The sequence below is a fragment of the Bradyrhizobium sp. genome (assembly GCF_049581145.1).
Taxonomy (GTDB): domain Bacteria; phylum Pseudomonadota; class Alphaproteobacteria; order Rhizobiales; family Xanthobacteraceae; genus Bradyrhizobium.
On the sequence record NZ_JBAURI010000735.1, the window covers coordinates 1 to 15,467 of the forward strand.

14 protein-coding genes and 1 pseudogene are annotated in these 15,467 nt (G+C 62.0%); 7 read left to right on the forward strand and 8 right to left on the reverse strand.

The annotated features are described in order from the left end of the window. Together WCB02_RS24065 and WCB02_RS24070 are read right to left on the reverse strand one after the other, a co-directional pair. Positions 1 to 811 (reverse strand): molybdate ABC transporter permease subunit (locus WCB02_RS24065; protein WP_423962089.1); only part of this gene is annotated, 811 nt, incomplete at its 3' end. Between the two features lie 70 nt (positions 812 to 881). Further along, positions 882 to 1,790, reverse strand: a complete 909-nt coding sequence (locus WCB02_RS24070) for an extracellular solute-binding protein (RefSeq protein WP_423962090.1) — start codon at positions 1,788 to 1,790, stop codon at positions 882 to 884. A gap of 210 nt (positions 1,791 to 2,000) precedes the next feature. Between WCB02_RS24070 and WCB02_RS24075 the strand changes: the two genes are divergently transcribed. The 4 genes from WCB02_RS24075 (at position 2,001) to WCB02_RS24090 (ending at position 4,944) form a co-directional block, all read left to right on the forward strand. Then, positions 2,001 to 3,305 (forward strand): PQQ-dependent sugar dehydrogenase, encoded by a 1,305-nt coding sequence (locus tag WCB02_RS24075; protein ID WP_423962091.1) that lies wholly within the window; start codon positions 2,001 to 2,003, stop codon positions 3,303 to 3,305. A 150-nt stretch (positions 3,306 to 3,455) separates the two neighbouring features. Next, a complete protein-coding gene (locus tag WCB02_RS24080; protein ID WP_423962092.1) occupies positions 3,456 to 3,734 on the forward strand; it encodes a c-type cytochrome in 279 nt (92 codons plus the stop codon). Between the two features lie 90 nt (positions 3,735 to 3,824). Next, the gene (locus tag WCB02_RS24085) at positions 3,825 to 4,319 is read left to right on the forward strand and encodes a DUF4142 domain-containing protein (RefSeq protein WP_423962095.1); all 495 of its coding nucleotides are present in this window, start codon (positions 3,825 to 3,827) and stop codon (positions 4,317 to 4,319) included. 463 nt (positions 4,320 to 4,782) lie between these two features. Next, positions 4,783 to 4,944 (forward strand): hypothetical protein, encoded by a 162-nt coding sequence (locus tag WCB02_RS24090; protein WP_423962096.1) that lies wholly within the window; start codon positions 4,783 to 4,785, stop codon positions 4,942 to 4,944. Between the two features lie 92 nt (positions 4,945 to 5,036). On the opposite strand, the gene WCB02_RS24095 is transcribed toward WCB02_RS24090, so the two are convergent. Together WCB02_RS24095 and WCB02_RS24100 are read right to left on the reverse strand one after the other, a co-directional pair. Further along, positions 5,037 to 6,227, reverse strand: coding sequence for an SMP-30/gluconolactonase/LRE family protein (locus tag WCB02_RS24095; RefSeq protein ID WP_423962098.1), 1,191 nt, complete (start codon positions 6,225 to 6,227; stop codon positions 5,037 to 5,039). A gap of 563 nt (positions 6,228 to 6,790) precedes the next feature. Continuing rightward, the gene (locus tag WCB02_RS24100) at positions 6,791 to 7,564 is read right to left on the reverse strand and encodes a helix-turn-helix transcriptional regulator (protein ID WP_423962099.1); all 774 of its coding nucleotides are present in this window, start codon (positions 7,562 to 7,564) and stop codon (positions 6,791 to 6,793) included. Between the two features lie 184 nt (positions 7,565 to 7,748). On the opposite strand from WCB02_RS24100, the gene WCB02_RS24105 reads away from it, so the two are divergent. From WCB02_RS24105 to WCB02_RS24115, 3 genes are read left to right on the forward strand one after another with little or no spacing between them, the layout of a single operon-like run. After that, entirely contained in the window at positions 7,749 to 8,219 is a 471-nt protein-coding gene (locus WCB02_RS24105; RefSeq protein ID WP_423962101.1) for a (2Fe-2S)-binding protein, read from the forward strand. After that, entirely contained in the window at positions 8,216 to 9,205 is a 990-nt protein-coding gene (locus WCB02_RS24110) for an FAD binding domain-containing protein (RefSeq protein ID WP_423962103.1), read from the forward strand. The genes WCB02_RS24105 and WCB02_RS24110 overlap by 4 nt, the downstream gene beginning before the upstream one ends. Next, entirely contained in the window at positions 9,202 to 11,373 is a 2,172-nt protein-coding gene (locus tag WCB02_RS24115) for a xanthine dehydrogenase family protein molybdopterin-binding subunit (RefSeq protein WP_423962106.1), read from the forward strand. The genes WCB02_RS24110 and WCB02_RS24115 overlap by 4 nt, the downstream gene beginning before the upstream one ends. Before the next feature lie 912 nt (positions 11,374 to 12,285). Here WCB02_RS24115 and WCB02_RS24120 read toward each other — a convergent pair. From WCB02_RS24120 to WCB02_RS24135, 4 genes and pseudogenes are all read right to left on the reverse strand, one after another. Further along, positions 12,286 to 13,542 (reverse strand): arsenic transporter, encoded by a 1,257-nt coding sequence (locus tag WCB02_RS24120; protein WP_423962108.1) that lies wholly within the window; start codon positions 13,540 to 13,542, stop codon positions 12,286 to 12,288. Continuing rightward, complete coding sequence (locus WCB02_RS24125) at positions 13,542 to 14,810, reverse strand: MFS transporter (RefSeq protein ID WP_423962109.1); 1,269 nt, start codon at positions 14,808 to 14,810, stop codon at positions 13,542 to 13,544. The genes WCB02_RS24120 and WCB02_RS24125 overlap by 1 nt, the downstream gene beginning before the upstream one ends. Before the next feature lie 16 nt (positions 14,811 to 14,826). After that, complete coding sequence (locus WCB02_RS24130) at positions 14,827 to 15,273, reverse strand: DMT family transporter (RefSeq protein WP_423962110.1); 447 nt, start codon at positions 15,271 to 15,273, stop codon at positions 14,827 to 14,829. Between the two features lie 11 nt (positions 15,274 to 15,284). Next, positions 15,285 to 15,467, reverse strand: a pseudogene (locus WCB02_RS24135) (metallophosphoesterase); the annotation flags it as partial.

Here is a 15,467-nt window from a genome sequence, read left to right on the forward strand (position 1 = left end):
TCGCAAACCGACTGGTGTCGGCCAGGGAGGCGGCCGGTGACGCCGCCGGTTTTTCCCAGACGCGCCGAGTGACGAGCGTGCTCATCGCCATGACAGCGACGGCAAGAAGCAGCGTTGGTATCAAGACCGGCAGCATGGCCGGCAGCCCTTGCGCGCCGAAGGCAACGTAGGTGTAGACCGGCAGGGAATAGGGATGATAGGCGACCATCACCGTGGCGCCGAATTCGCCGAAAGCGCGCAGCCACGTGAGCAGCAGTCCCGACAGGATGGCAGATCGCGCCACCGGCAGGCTGACGCGGATGAACACGAAGAGCGGAGCGCGACCGAGTGTTGCCGCGACACCTTCGAGCCCCGGATCCATGGCGGCGAACGCGGAACGCGCGGCGATGATGAGAAACGGCGCAGCGACGAACACTTCCGCGAGGACGATGCCGGCAAATGTGTCGGTGAGGGCGCCACCGGTCAGCCGGCCGATCGGCGTGCTGTAGCCGACCAGAAACAGCAGCAGTACGCCGCTCGCCAGCGGCGGCAAGGCGAGTGGAAGCTGGACCAGAAAGCCGAGAAGGCCCATGGCGCGCCCCGGCATCCGCGCCAGCACATAGGCAAGCGGGACACCGCCGAGTGCGACAAGAAGCGTCGCCGATGTCGCACTCGCTATCGATACCAGGCAGGCGCGGGCGAGCGCAGCGCCGTCGACGGTGCTCCAATCGGCCAGGCCGATCTGCTGCAGACCCGCAACGAGCGGAGCGATCAGATAGAGCGCGAGCAGGCCGCCAAGCCAGGGCAAGAGCGAAGGAGCGCGACGTATCACCTAAAGGAACGCACGCAAGAGCAGTTGGGAGATCGGTTGATTCGTCATCTTGGCGTGTTGCTCTGGCTTCTCACTTGCTCTGATCGAGCAGCATTTTGACGTGCTGCGGCAAGCCACTGGCGTCTCCCGCAACTGACAGTCTTTGCACGTCGAGCCCATGCTCCTGCATGATCTTCCTGCCGTCCGGCCCGAGGAAAAAGCCCAGAAACTGGTCGGCGCCGGCTGCATTCGGCGCGTTGTGCAGAATGGTGGCGGTGTAGACTGCCTTGGGCGCGATCTCCTGCGGCAGCGTGACCGCCGGTATCTTGGCATCGGCAGTCTCCGTCGAATAGAAGAACCCGACGTCGAGCTGGCCCGACTGCAGCCGGCCGACCAGCGTCTCCTCGGGCAGCACCTGCTCCGGATTGTCCGGCGCGCCAATGATCTTCTGTGATAGACCTGAGCTCTTGTAGAAGGTTTCCGCGGCGCTCATCAGCTTCACCGTCAGCGCCCCCTTGGGATCGAGCTTCGGATCGGTCCGACCGATCCTGATGCCGGGCTCTTCCAGAACCTCGTACCATGGCTTCGATTTGAAATCGGCCGCGAATTTGCTTGACGGACTATAACCGATCACCAGCGGCGACTGGGCGAAGGTGACGTACCAGCTCACCCAATTGCCGTTCGCCTCTCCCATCAGGTCGTCGTTGACCTTGGGGTTGGCGCTGACGAAGATGTCGCCCTGGCGCAGCTTTCCCTTGATCTCGTTGGCGACTTTGTTTGAGCCACCGGCAAACCCCTGGAACGTGTCACCGCTCGCCTTGTCGAAGGCCGGTCCGATGCCGTGCTCCATCAGATTGACCAGCGAGCCCGCATAGAGCACGTTGACCTTGCCTGCGGCGTGCGCTGTCGGCGCAATCGCGCCGATCGCGGCCGCAAGCACTGCCGCGCGGGCAAATGCCACGACTTTCGACCGTCGCGCGAATTCAATGACGGAAGACATGCTACTCTCCTCTTTTGGCTGCTTACCGTGCGCCAGGCCGGCGCTTTTCACCAACTTCAATTTTAGTTGTTCAGGAGGCAGGCGTTCAATCGGCTGCGTGGCTGCTTTCGTTATCATAATGCATGAGAGCGTCGCTATGGATCAAAATCCGGTTCGCGGCTATGGTGGGTGACCCAGAGAGAGAAAACAGCTCTCGGGAAGGGAGGATTCATGAAGACGACATTCACAGCCGCTGCTGCCTTGTGCACAGTTCTGACCGCCTCGACCCTCGCTCGCGCCCAGAACGCGGAGGCGCCCAAAACGCCCGAACCGGCGCCGGCGGCGAGCGATACCGCCAATATGGACAAGCTCCAGGACTTCAAGTCCACCGGCGCGATGAACACCATTCCCGTTGTTCCGCAGGATCCGCAGAAGGCCGCCGAGATCGAGAAGACCCTGTCGCGCATCAAGCTGCCGCCGGACTTTCATATCAGCCTCTACGCCCAGGTGCCCGATGCGCGCATGATCGCGGTCGGCCCGCAGGGCGTGGTGACTTTCGTCAGCACCCGCAAGAACAAGGTCTATGCGTTGACCGACCGCAGCCGGTCTGGTCATGCAACGGAGGTCAAGGAATTCGCGCCGACAGTCGAGTTCAAGAATCCGAATGGCATCTGTTTCTCGAAGGACGGCTTCCTTTATGTGGCCGAGCAGAATCGCGTGCTGCAGTTTCCGGCAGCCGAATTCTTCTATGAGACTCCTGATGTCGCCGTCAGCCCGATCGTCAAGCAGGGCGAGCTCATTCCTCCCTCGGAGGAGAGCTTCAATCATTCCGCCCGCGCCTGCGTGGTCGGCCCGGACAACAAGCTCTACATCACGATCGGGCAGCCCTATAATGTTTACGCGCCCGACAAGTACGACATGTACTACAAGGCCGGGCTTGGCAGCATCATCCGCATGAACCAGGACGGCTCCGGGCGGGAGATCTTCGCGCACGGTCTGCGTAATTCGGTCGGCCTCGACTTCGCCAAGGACAAGACCTTGTGGTTCACCGATAACCAGGTGGATGGCATGGGTGACGACATCCCGCCCGGCGAAATCAATCATGCCACCAAGATGGGGGAGAATTTTGGCTTCCCCTGGTATGGCGGCGGTCACGTGCGGACCAATGAATACAAGAATCAGACGCCGCCTGCCGATGTCGTATTCCCTGTTGTCGAGGAGACGGCACATGCCGCCGACCTCGGATTGCTGGTCTATACCGGCAAGATGTTCCCCAAGGAATATCAGGGCGCGATCTTCTCGGCCCAGCACGGCTCCTGGAACCGCACCACTCCGGTCGGCGCGCGCGTGATGATCACCAAGGTCAAGGAGGACGGCACGGCGCCGGAAGGCTCGAAGCCCTTTGCTGAGGGCTGGCTGAACAGCGACGGCGAATATGACGGCCGGCCGGTTGCTCTCGCCCAGTTGCGCGACGGCTCGCTGCTCGTCTCCGACGATTTCGCCGGCGCGGTCTACAGGATCACCTACGGCAAGTAAGTCCAAGGCAAGTAAGTCCAAGGCCCTTCGTGCGTAAGCGCGAAGGGCCTCCCAATGAGGTGATGCATGTTTCGTTCGTGCGGTCCGAGCCCGGTCGGTCTAGGCTCGATGTTGGTGATCTTGGCGCTTGGCCTGTCATGCGGCTCGGCAATGGCTGACGGCGACATCAAGGCCGGTGCCCAGAAGATCAGGACGCTGCAATGCCAGAGCTGCCATGGCAAGGACGGCGTTTCCAAGTTGCCCGGTGCGCCCAATCTCGCGGGGCAGGGACAGGATTATATGATCGCGGCCCTCGGCGCGTATCGTAGCGGCGAGCGCAAGAACGACATCATGAACACGATCGCCAAGCCGCTCAAGGATGCCGATATCGCCGACGTGACGGCTTATTATGCCGCGATCCAACTGACGGTGAAGGTGCCGCCGCCTTAGATATTGGAGCCTGATTTTGTCACCATGCTGGAATCGGAGCACCGGTGCGCCGTAGCGCGCCTCGCTCCACAGGCACAGGGAAAACACAGCGTGACCAGGTTGTTTTCAATATGCGCGATGGGTTTTGTGCTGTTGGCGGCGCCGGCGCGGGCAAGGGACGCCAAGGCCGAGATCGACTTCGTGACCCGAGCCTCGGTCGGCAATCTCTTCGCCATCGCGGAATCCGAGCTTGCGATCAGCCGGGCCGGCGATCCCGAGGTGAAGGCTTTCGCGCAACAGCTCGTCGAAGATCACCAGAAGGCGCAAGCGGAACTTCAGCCCGCGACCGACGGGTCGGGCGCAACACTCGCCACCGCGCTCGACCGCACTCACCAGGCGCGTGTCACGGCCCTCCAGGACAAGTCCGGTGCGGACTTCGATAAGGCCTTTGTCGCCGATCAAGGCGAGATCCATTCCAATACCTTGACCCTCTATGCCGACTACATGTTGCTCGGCGATAACTCCAAGCTCAAGGCGTTGGCCATCAAGATGATTCCGATCACGGAGGCCCAACTCAAGAAGGCCCAGACCCTCGCCGGCGACTGACCATCTTGCCAAGCCCATCGGCGACCGCTGGTCCCGCGGTCTCGGAACAGCAATAAGCCGGTGGTCCTTTTGCCTGCCGGACGCCACTCGATCTTGCAATCAAGCACGCGACCATCGAGGCGATGACCTCCCATTGCCGCCATACCGTGTTGGCAAATCGAACTCGTTCGACCGTGTGGCCTTGCGTTGCAACACCTCGTCGCAATTTTCGATGGAGCCGTTGCATCCATTCGTTACAGAAATTCGCTTCAAAACCTCGCGCGCCAACTGGCTAAAAGCCATTGAAACGATGCAACTTCAATAGCTTGTCGACAACGACGCCTTCGTCACGGGAAACTCATTCTCGCCAGCATGTATCTCGATCCCAGGTCGGTGGCCCTGGATTGTGGAAAGTCGCGTGTGCGCGCCAACATGGAATTGCAGAGACGTTATGAAATGGACTCCTGCAGCCGCGGGTGTAGCCGTGCTGTCGCTGGCCTTCGGCGGGAATGCTGATGGTAAGCGTTGCATCAAGAGCGCGGTCGTTGGCGGCGTCGCCGGTCACGGCATGGCCGGCGCCGCCGCGGGGTGCGTGATCGGGGATCATGAGACCAACAAGCCCGACCCGAACAACGCCGACGCTTAGGCGCCGGACAAGAAGTAATTCGGCGGTCGTCTTTAGCTGCCTGAGCGGCGATGCGCGCCGATCTTGCGCATCGCCGCAGCGTCCTGTCGAAGTCAGGGTTGCGCTGCCAGCCGCACGCCATCGGGCCCAATCAGGCCGGGGTAGGGCGCCTTGAACTTGTAGATGGTTCCGCTGACGGCGCCTTCCATGTAGATGTACTGGTTGTTCTCGCCGCCAAAGGCAAAGTTCGTGGCCGAGGAATCACCATTCGGCAATGGCACATAGCCGATGATGAAGCCTCGCGGATCATACTCGATGACTCCGCCGATGCCGCACGCCGCCCAGAGATTCCCGTGCACGTCATAGTGGATGCCGTCGGGTCCGCCGTTGCCGGGATTGTAGCTCCCGGCCGTGGCAAAGAAGAATGTCGTGTGCGACGGATCCTTGGCGCAGTCGGCGCAGGCGGGATTCGGGCCTTGGAGGAACGAATAATAGAGCATCCGGTTGCTCGCATAATCGGCAACAGCCAGTGTGCCGTCATCCGGCGAAACTGCTATGCCGTTTGGAAAACTGCCGGTGGTGATGAGGCGCCGGAGGATCCTGTCCTTGGAATATTGATAGACGGCGCCAGTCCGATCCGCCGCATCGGGTCCGGGTCCTGTTCCCCATGGGTCGGTGAAATACAAATTGCCCTCGGCGTCGAAGTCGAGGTCATTCGGACCCTTGAAGAGTTCGTTATGAAACGTTGAAACGAGCGAGCTTAGTTTCTTCGTCTCCGGATCATAGATCAGCACGCCGAGGTGGCGCGTCGTGACGTAAAGCTTGCCGTCGTGCCAGCGCGTGCCCTGCGGCTCGCAGGCTGGCCCGAGGTCATCTTTCGGGTTACAATTGAACACGGGAACCAGCTTGGCATCGGGAGTTAGGTACGACACCCAGCCACTGCCAATTGCGACGAACCAGAAGTTGCCTGCCTTGTCGAAAGCTCCACCCTCAAGAAACTTGCCCTGCGGTTGATCATGGACATCCGCGAACAAGGAGACCGGCCCGATGCCCGGCGGCGGTGGCGGCACGCCCCACGGCTGCACTTGTTCAGGCGATGGTGGACCGGCGAGCGGTGGCGCGGGGACCGATGGGGCTTGCGCCGACGCGCGATCAACGGTTGCGGCCGAGCCGCAGAAGACGAGCGAGAGAGCACAGACGGCACTTGCCAACTTCGTTGTCATGACAGTTTCCTCCGACTCGTTTGTTTTGGTTTGCTTTTCTACCCGCGCTACGAACATCCGCTCGAAACGTGGCACGAACATGGGTATGAGGATTTATTTTGCTATCGAGGTACGTCGGCGTTGAGATAGATGCCAGGGGCGGTTGGTTGGTCTGCCGCTAAGTGTCGTGTCGTGAGGGATACGACACCGGGCCTTCCGGATCATGCGGGGTGCGCGCGGACCGCCAAGGCTATCGGTGTCGGTCCGCGGCCTTGTCTTTCCTGCCCGTCAAGAGGGCCAGATCAGCTGGATAGCTTCAACGACGATTCGTTTCGGAACGCCCTGGCGAAGCGCTGGGATGGTGACGTTCGATGCCTCGTGCTGTTCGAGCTTCAACATGGGCCTTTCCATCTGATGGCACCAGCATTGCAGCACCTTGCCGCTGCGGAGCTATCTTGCCAGATCCTATACAACATTCGCGGGTCTCGTGCCGCAGGCGGTGGATCCGCGAGGGACCATTGGGGCTGCGGCTCGGCCACCGGCCTGGTTCTTCCATAACGCCTCGATCCGCGAACGACCGTTTGTTGGCGCAAAGGGGGACGTTCACACACGCGACGTCGTGAAAAATTATGCTGGATGCTTGGATTGGCGGGCCGCAATACCATTCAGGCCGGCGAATAGATGATGAGCTTCAGGTCAGGGTCGTCATTGGCCTGGAAGCTTGCATGGGCGAAACGCAGCAGACCCTTCTTGGGATGTCGCAAGCGCTTGACGCCGCCGGCGCCGCCCCGGATATCATGGGCTTCCCACCATTCCGCAAATTCCGGACTGCCGTCGCGAAGGCGGCTCAGCAACGCGACGAATGCTGGATCTCCGGCCCAGAGATCGTGAGTCGCACGGAACTGTGCGACGATTCGCTTGGCCTCCTCGGCCCAGCTTGATCCAAACAGCCGGCGCGACCCCGGATAGAGCAATACGCAGATGAGGATGTTGCAATCGTCTTGCGCCAGGCGGTCGAAGCCAAAGATGTCGGCGGCAGCATTGTTCCACGCAAGGACATCCCACCGTCGGCCCGTGATGTAAGCCGGTTGATTGAGGCACTCGACCAGGTTCCGAAGGGCCGCGGGAACGATTTCCCGGGTGAAGGCGCGACGATTGGTCCCCGATGCCAGCGCGCGCAGATGCGCATGCTCGACTTTGCTGAGGCGCAGCGCACGCGCCAGTGCGTCAATCGTGGTGACCGACGGACTGACTGCCCGCCCCTGTTCCAGCCTGATGTACCAATCGACGCCGATCCCGGCCAGTTCGGCGACTTCCTCGCGCCGAAGGCCTGGAGCGCGACGTCTGCGCCCGTCGGGAAGGCCAACCGATTTGGGGTTGAGTTTGGCGCGCCGAGAACGGAGGAAGTTACCGAACTCGCTTCGACTGGGGTCTGACATGGCCTTGTTTCCTGAATGCAGGTACTCACAATCCTAGGATAGTACTAGTCCTCCCGCGACGCGCAATCCGTGATTATGAAGAAATGGCAGATGCATCAACCGACTCCTGCACGGGCTTTCCAGCCGGACTTGCCACGGCGGGACGACCAGCTTCCATTCCGGCAAGGCAATTCAGGAGAACTCCATGTCGCCTGGTTCGTCCATCCGCATTTCGCTCAAGATCAACGGCCGCGATCACGAATTCCCGGCTGCAGCCTGCGATACGCTGCTGGACGTTCTCCGGGACAAGCTCAGCATGACCGGCACCAAGAAAGGCTGTGACATGGGAGCGTGCGGTGCATGCACCGTGCTGGCGGAGGGCCGTCGGATAAAATCCTGTCTGGCGCTTGCGGCTTCCTGTGACGGCCGCTCGATCACCACGATCGAAGGCGTCGGAACAGCGGACCAGTTGCACCCGCTGCAAGCCGCTTTTATTCGGCACGATGCGCTGCAATGCGGCTATTGCACGCCAGGGCAAATCATGTCCGGATTGGCGCTGCTCGAAGAAAAGCCCGCCAATCTCGCGGCGATCCGCGAGGGTATGAGCGGCAACCTCTGCCGATGCGGCGCCTATCCGAACATCGTGGCGGCGCTCGCCGAGGTGGCCGGGCTATGAGCGGACATTCGTTTCAATACAGCCGCGCTGCCGACGTTTACGACGCCCGGATTCGGGCGTCGAAACCGGGTACCGCGTTCCTGGCAGGCGGAACCGACTTGCTTCAGCTGTGGAAGTCCGGGGCAATGACGCCCGCGGCGGTGGTGGACATCTCGCGCCTGCCGTTGTGCGACGTGGAATTCATCGACGGACAACTATCGCTGGGTGCCCTTGCCCGGCTCAGCGATGTGGCGACCCATCCCGACGTGATGCGATATCATTCGTTGATCGCAGAGGCGATCCTGGCCAGCGCCAGCGGGCAGATACGCAATATGGCGACGGTCGGCGGCAATCTATTGCAGCGAACGCGTTGCCCGTATTTTCGCAACGAACAGCTTGCCTGTAACAAGCGAAAGCCGGGCAGCGGATGTGGTGCGCTTTCCGGCCAGCATCGCCAGTCAGCTCTGTTCGGTACAAGCCCGTTATGCGTCGCGACACACGCCTCGGACTTGGCCGTTGCGCTGGCGGCACTAGACGCCGAGGTTGAGGTGTTCGGGTCGGATGGCGAGCGGCGCGTCTCGCTGCGCGATCTCTACAGGCTACCCGGTGAGACGCCGGAGCATGAAACAAACCTGGCACCGGGTGAGCTCATCACCGGCGTTCGCGTGCCGAACGCAACTCGCTTTGCTGGCTGCTCGACTTATCTCAAGGTTCGGGATCGCGCGTCATTTGAATTTGCTATCGTGTCGGTGGCGGCGGCATTGCAGATCGAGAACGGCGCGATCGTCGGAGCGAGATTGGCCGCCGGTGGCGTAGCGCCATTGCCGTGGCGGCTCGAGCGGACTGAAGCAGCATTGGCCGGCCGCGCATTGGACGCCCAAACCATCGCCGCCGCCGGCGACATGGCCGTCGAGCACGCCCGGCCGCTCGCCGATAACGGATTCAAGGTCGCATTGCTGCGCAACGCTGTCATCCGTGCCTTGCAAACCCTGGGGAGCCAGCCATGAGCACCCATTCTGTCTTGCGCTACGAGGCAGCGCTAAAGGTTACCGGCAGCGCCGTCTATGAGGCAGAAGTTCCCGCGGCCGGCCTGTTGCACGCTGCCCTCGTGCAGGCGCCGATCAGTTGCGGCGATGTGTTATCGGTCGACGCGACGCAGGCTATTGATCTTCCCGGCTTCGCGGCGATGGTCTCCCACGCGGATACTGAGGTGTTGCAGGCCTCTCCCACCACGGCCCTGATCCGCGAACGCACCGTTCATTTCGCGGGCCAGCCTGTCGCGCTGGTTGCAGCAAGCAGCCTGCAGGAGGCGAGAGAAGCCGCACATGCGATCCAGGTTGGCCTCGAGGCGCGTCCAGCGGTGACGGCGCTGGCGCAGGCACTCGACAAGTCATTTGCACCGGCCATGGTCGGACGCTTTCCGGCCGAGACGCATCGTGGCGACGCATCGAAGGCGCTGGCTGAGGCCGATCTCGTCGTCCGACACCGATACGACACTGCCGTCAACAATCATCACCCTATGGAGCCGCACGCCGTTGTCTGCTGGTGGGAGGGCGGCAAGGCCGTGGTGCACACGTCGACCCAGGCCATCTTCAGCACCCGCGCCATGATCTCGCATGCTTTCCGGATGCCGGTATCAGATATCCGCGTCATCTCGCGGTTCCTCGGCGGCGGCTTCGGTTGCAAGGGGCAGCTGTGGTGGCCATGGATGTTCTGGGCGATGCTGGCCTCCCGGAAAACGGGCCATCCGGTGCGGCTGGAATTGACGCGCGCGCAGTTGTTCAGCCTGGTCGGGCGGCGCCAGGAGACGGTGCAGGATATGAGGCTGGGGTTTAGCGCCGACGGCCGTCTCACGGGCATCGAACATCACGTGCTCGCGCAAACCTCAACCCACGCCGATTACTCTGACTCCACCGCGGTCTATTCGCGCCTTTTGTATGGGTGCCCCAATGTCACGACGACGCACCGACTCGTCCGCACCAATGAGCCCCAGCCCGTCCCAATGCGTGCGCCAGGAACGGCGCCGGGAACGTTTGCGCTCGAATCCGCCTTCGATGAAGCGGCCAAACGGCTGGGGATCGACCCGATTGAACTGCGCGCGCGTAACTTTGCCGATCATGATCAGGAAGCGGGGCGCCCGTGGAGCAGCAACAGCCTGCTTGAATGCTATCGCGTCGGCGCCGAACGGTTCGGCTGGTCGCAGAGGCCGGCGCAGGGCGTCGCCACCGACGGACATTGGCGGATCGGTTGGGGCATGGCGAGCACGCTTTATCCGGCGATCCGTCAGGCCTGCAGGGTCCGCGTCAAGTTGGCGGCGGACACATCGTTGTGCGTTCAATGCGGCACACAGGATATGGGCTCGGGCACCTACACGGCGCTCGGCCAGATGGCGGCTTCTGCCCTCGGCGTTCCCGCTTCGCAGGTGACGGTCGAACTCGGCGATACGTTGTTGCCGGAGGGGCCGTTTTCCGGAGGCTCCCAGGTGACCGCGAGCCTCGCGCCCGCAGTCGAACTGGCGATGACCAGACTCCGCGCGACGCTGGCGAACATGGCCGTGACCGACGAGCGGTCGCCGCTCGCCGGCCAACGGGTAGAGGACTTGGAATTTCAGGACGGAATGATCCGAAGTCGGACCGGCAATGTCGGCGAGTTGCTGACGGATGTGCTGTCACGCGGAGCGGCTGAGGGGCTGGAAGCGGAGGGAGAAAGCGCGGCGACACAACACCAGTCATTGGCCACGAGCAGCATGGGCTACGGCGCGGTATTCGTTGAAGTCGGTGTCGATGCCCAACTCGGCGAGATCAGGGTGCGCCGGGTATGCGGCGCCTTTGCCGCGGGTCGCATCCTCAATCCGTTGCTGGCAAAGAGCCAGTATGTAGGCGGCTTGATCGGCGGCATAGGCATGGCGCTGCATGAGAGAACGGCGACGGATCGCGTGTCAGGCCACATAGTCGGCGACGGCTTCGCCGACTACCTGATCCCGGTCCATGCCGACATGCCGGAGTTCGACATCGCGATGATTGAAGAAGCAGACCTGCAATTGCCGAGCGGCGTCAAGGGAATTGGCATGCTGGGCACGGCAGGTATCCAGGCTGCCATCGCGAACGCGGTTTACCACGCGGCCGGCAAACGCGTTCGCAGCCTCCCCATCCGTATCGAGAGCATTATCGAGTAATGCATGGGCAAGACCGGGTTCGGCTAAGTCGATGGACAGCGAGCTTCGGCAAACCAAGGTGCAGAAAAGTACCTGGTAGCCGTTAAAACCCGACCAGTAGGAACGGCCTTTTTTGGCGCAAAACGGTCGGTCGCATGTCCGATCTTCCATAGCGCGTTATTCGCGCCAGAAACTATGCTGGTAAACTTCGCGGCAGAGCAAGCACATGAGTAAGCCGCCCGGAGAGGTTCGATTCCAGTTCCTCGTGCTCTGTCTGCTTGCCCAGCCTGCGTGTTCTTCGCGGGCAAATAAGCCCAGTAATAGCAGCGAGTCTCGTTCGAACTGCGGACGCCCGATTCGGAGGGACTGATATTTCGTTCTCCGAAAGGCCGGTTTCTCTCCGAAGCTCTGGAATCCGTCCATTCGGTACGTCTCGTGAATTTTCAGTCTGGCGCTACTATGAACTCCAGCGGAAAGAGGTTCTGTCACTTCTCTCGGAGAGGCGAGAGCGTCTGATTTCCGGCTTGCGAAGTTCGAATCCTACGCCTTGGCCAGGAGCGGCGATCAGAGGCGGCGGCTTAGACAATACTTGCGGAAACGCCGCCGACGGCGGGTGAAGTCGCCCCCGGAAATAGGACCATATGTCTCGGCAAGGAACTGCCTGGAAATCTCGTCCATCACCTTGTTCGCGAGATGCCTTGCGCGCCCTGGATGGCCCGGCGGCTGATGCCTGATCCTCCATCCGTTGCGTGGGGCCAAGGTTTCGCGCCTGCTTCAGGAACCATTCAAGGTGCAGGGATTTGCGGCAGTCCTGGACCAGACGCTAAAGTAAGAGGACAATCCACGCCGCATGGTGATGGACCTCGATGCAGTACGCACGGCGTGATCGACCGCGGACGCGAAGGTAGAACCGCTCCGATGCCATGGGGTCGTTTAAGGTGCGACCAGCGAAAGCACCAGGATCGATAGAAGTAAGGCCGGCGGCATCACGAGGGCGCCGACCTTCAGAAAGCGCAACGCGCTCACATCCTCGCCTTCCCGGCGTAGCGCAATCAGCCATAGGATCGTTGCAAGTGAGCCCGTGATCGAGAGATTGGGGCCGAGATCAACGGCTATCAGTGTGGAGCCGGTTATATAATGCTGGACTTGTGCCGCCTGTGTGGTGGTGGCCGCAATCAGTCCCATTGGCAGGTTGTTGATCAGGTTAGAGGCGATGGCCGTGACGATGCCTGCACCCCAGAAGGTCGCGCGAGGCGAAGCCGCACTTGCTTCCTTCAGCAAATCGGCGAGTGCGGGTAGCGCACCGGAATGATTGAGACCTTCTACCAAAATGAACAATCCTGCCACGAGGAGGAGAACCGACCAGGAAACGTCGCGCAAGATCGACGCCGGTGATTTGCGCGCGATCAGGAGCACGATCGCGGTGACGACCGCGCCGCATATGAACGTGGGCAACCCGAGATCACGGCCAACTGCGGATGCGGCGACGAGAACGACCCCTGTGATGCCGATGCCAATTGCAATGATCGCCGCGCTGCGGCTCAAGGCCACCGCTTCGTCGTTGCTGTCCACTCGCTCCTTTAGCCGGTCGCTTTGGCTGATCCGGAGCAGGACGAAGGTGGTGACGATCGAGGCAACGGAGGGCAGGGCGAAATAATGCAGCCAATCCAGCAGCGATGGCATCCGCCCGCCGAATACGACGAGGTTCGCGGGGTTGGAAATCGGTAAGACAAAGCTCGCGGCATTGGCGATGAACGCACAGACGAATAGGTGCGGCAGTGGCTCGACCTTGGCGGCGCGCGTGGCTGCGTAGACGGCTGGCGTGAGAACCACGGCGGTAGCATCGTTCGACAGGAAGATTGTCACCAACGTGCCGACGGCATAGACGATCGCAAAAAGACGCGACGCCGATTGTTTCGATCGCTTCACGGCCTGAACCGCAAGCCAGTCGAACAGGCCTTCCTTGCGGGCGACCTCGGCAAGCAGCATCATGCCTACCAGAAAGAAGTAGACATCGGCACCTTTGCCTGCGGCGGCGATCGCCTCGCGCCAGGGCAACAGGTCGAGGGCGACCAGCAGTACGGCACCCGTGACGGCCCAGATGTATTCCGGCAGGTTCCACGGACGGGCGATCACGCCGAATGTCGCGAGGCCTGCAATGACACAAGTGGCTGCGTTTGCGGTGAACATCAGGCGATCCCGGCCGCGGCCGAGACCGCCTCGCCCGGCGTGCGCTCCGGCTTTCCGGCGCAGGCAGGCTTGAGCGATGGCGAGAAGGCGGTCCACAAGGCGACAGAGACGGTCGCAAAGCCGCCGAGGATCAGAAACATCGGGCGATAGCCGAACTCTTGGGCGATCCAGCCGCCGATCGCAGGGCTGATCGCGGCGCCGACACCTTGAACCGTCATGACGGCGCCCTGGCCAGCATTAACGCGGCCGGTGCCGTCCAGAATTCGTGCCACCAAGCCCGGCACCGCGACGCTCTGCAATCCGGCGCCGACGCCGTCGAGAAGCTGAACCGGATAGACGCCCCACTTATTGAGCAGCCATGCGGCGATGATGCCGCGGATCGGCAGAGCGATGAACGATATCAGTAGAACGAGCCAATAGCCCTTCTTCTCCGCCATCCGCATCGCGATCAGCGCGGTCAGGATCATTGTGCCCTGCGCGATCATGATTGTCAGGGCGACGAAGCTCGCGGGGTTGGCGTGCTTGCCGGCAACGACGGCGAGGTCATAGAGCGGGAGCATCGCCGCGTTGCCCAGATGGAAGAAGAGCAGCGCCGCGGCGAGGATCAGCAGCGGCTTGGATTCCACCAACACCTGCACTCCACTTGCCTGCCCTCCGTTATCGCCGCGCCGTTCGAGGCCGCGAGCGGCGTCGTCCTCGATTGAGTCGCTTGGGATCATCAGCACGGAAATGATGGAGAGAATGCCGAAGGCAGCCGCCAGCCAGAACACGGCTGTGAAGCCGTAGAGCCATCCGAGCAGGCCGGAGAGCCCGGCGCCGGCCATGTTACCGGCGTGATTGAAAGCCTGGTTGCGGCCGTTCTGACGATTGAAGCCGGCCTGGAGGACAATCCCGAGCGTGATGCCTGCGACGGCGGGACCGATCGCGGCGCCGGCGATGGCGGTCGCGACCTGGGAGGCCGCGACCAGCCAGAACTCCTGCGACCACAGCACGATGCCGGAGGCGGCGACCGTGAAGATGCCGGGAACAATGACGAACAGCTTCTTGCTCCGCGTGGCGTCGATCAGCGCGCCGGCCGGTGTCGTCATCAACATGCCGGCGATACCGCCCGCCGTCATCACCGTTCCGATCAAACCGGTCTGCCAGCCATGGGCGAGCAGGAATACCCCCAGGAACGGGCCAATGCCGGCCTGCATGTCCGCCATGAAGAAGTTCAGCGCCAGCAGAGGCGCAAGCGCTGTTGTTTGCCGAGTCCTGTTGGCGGGCATGGACGCACTCCCCGCCCTAGAATCTCGAGATGAGCGCGATGCCCGCGACCATGAGCAAAGCGCCCGCGATGCGGCCGAAATTGAATTCGTGGACCGGCATGCCGAACATGCCGAACTTGTCGATGAGGAGCGACATCAGGACGTTGGCAGTGATGGTCAAGCCGGCAAATGCGCCAGCGCCGACCGTGCCGACGAACATCAAGCCGGCGACGACCGCGAAGGCGCCGATCAGTCCGCCGAGCGGCGCCCACCAGGGCATCCTGGCGAGCCCTTCGGCCGAGGGCAAAGGATGGGGGATACACAATGCGATACAGGCCAGCAATGCGACGATGGGCAGGAAGGAAACGAGGCTGGCAAGCCACGGATTCTCAAGCGCGCCGCGCAACGCGTTATTCATGGGCGGCCCCCACGCCTGAAGAGCGCCTGCGGCGAGGATGATCGGATAAAGCCAGATTGCGCTCATGTTTTGCATCGTTACCACTTCCGCCCATTGCGGTTCGGGCCCAATTGTGTTCCGAGCAGGTGGCGCTCAGGCCAAGCTCCGATCGAGTTGAGATCGCTGCCGGTTGGCATACGGCGAACGCTACTATCTGGATCGGACTCAATGGCGTCGCATCCGCTCGCGCCAGCCTCGTCGGTCACGCAGACCTCCACGCG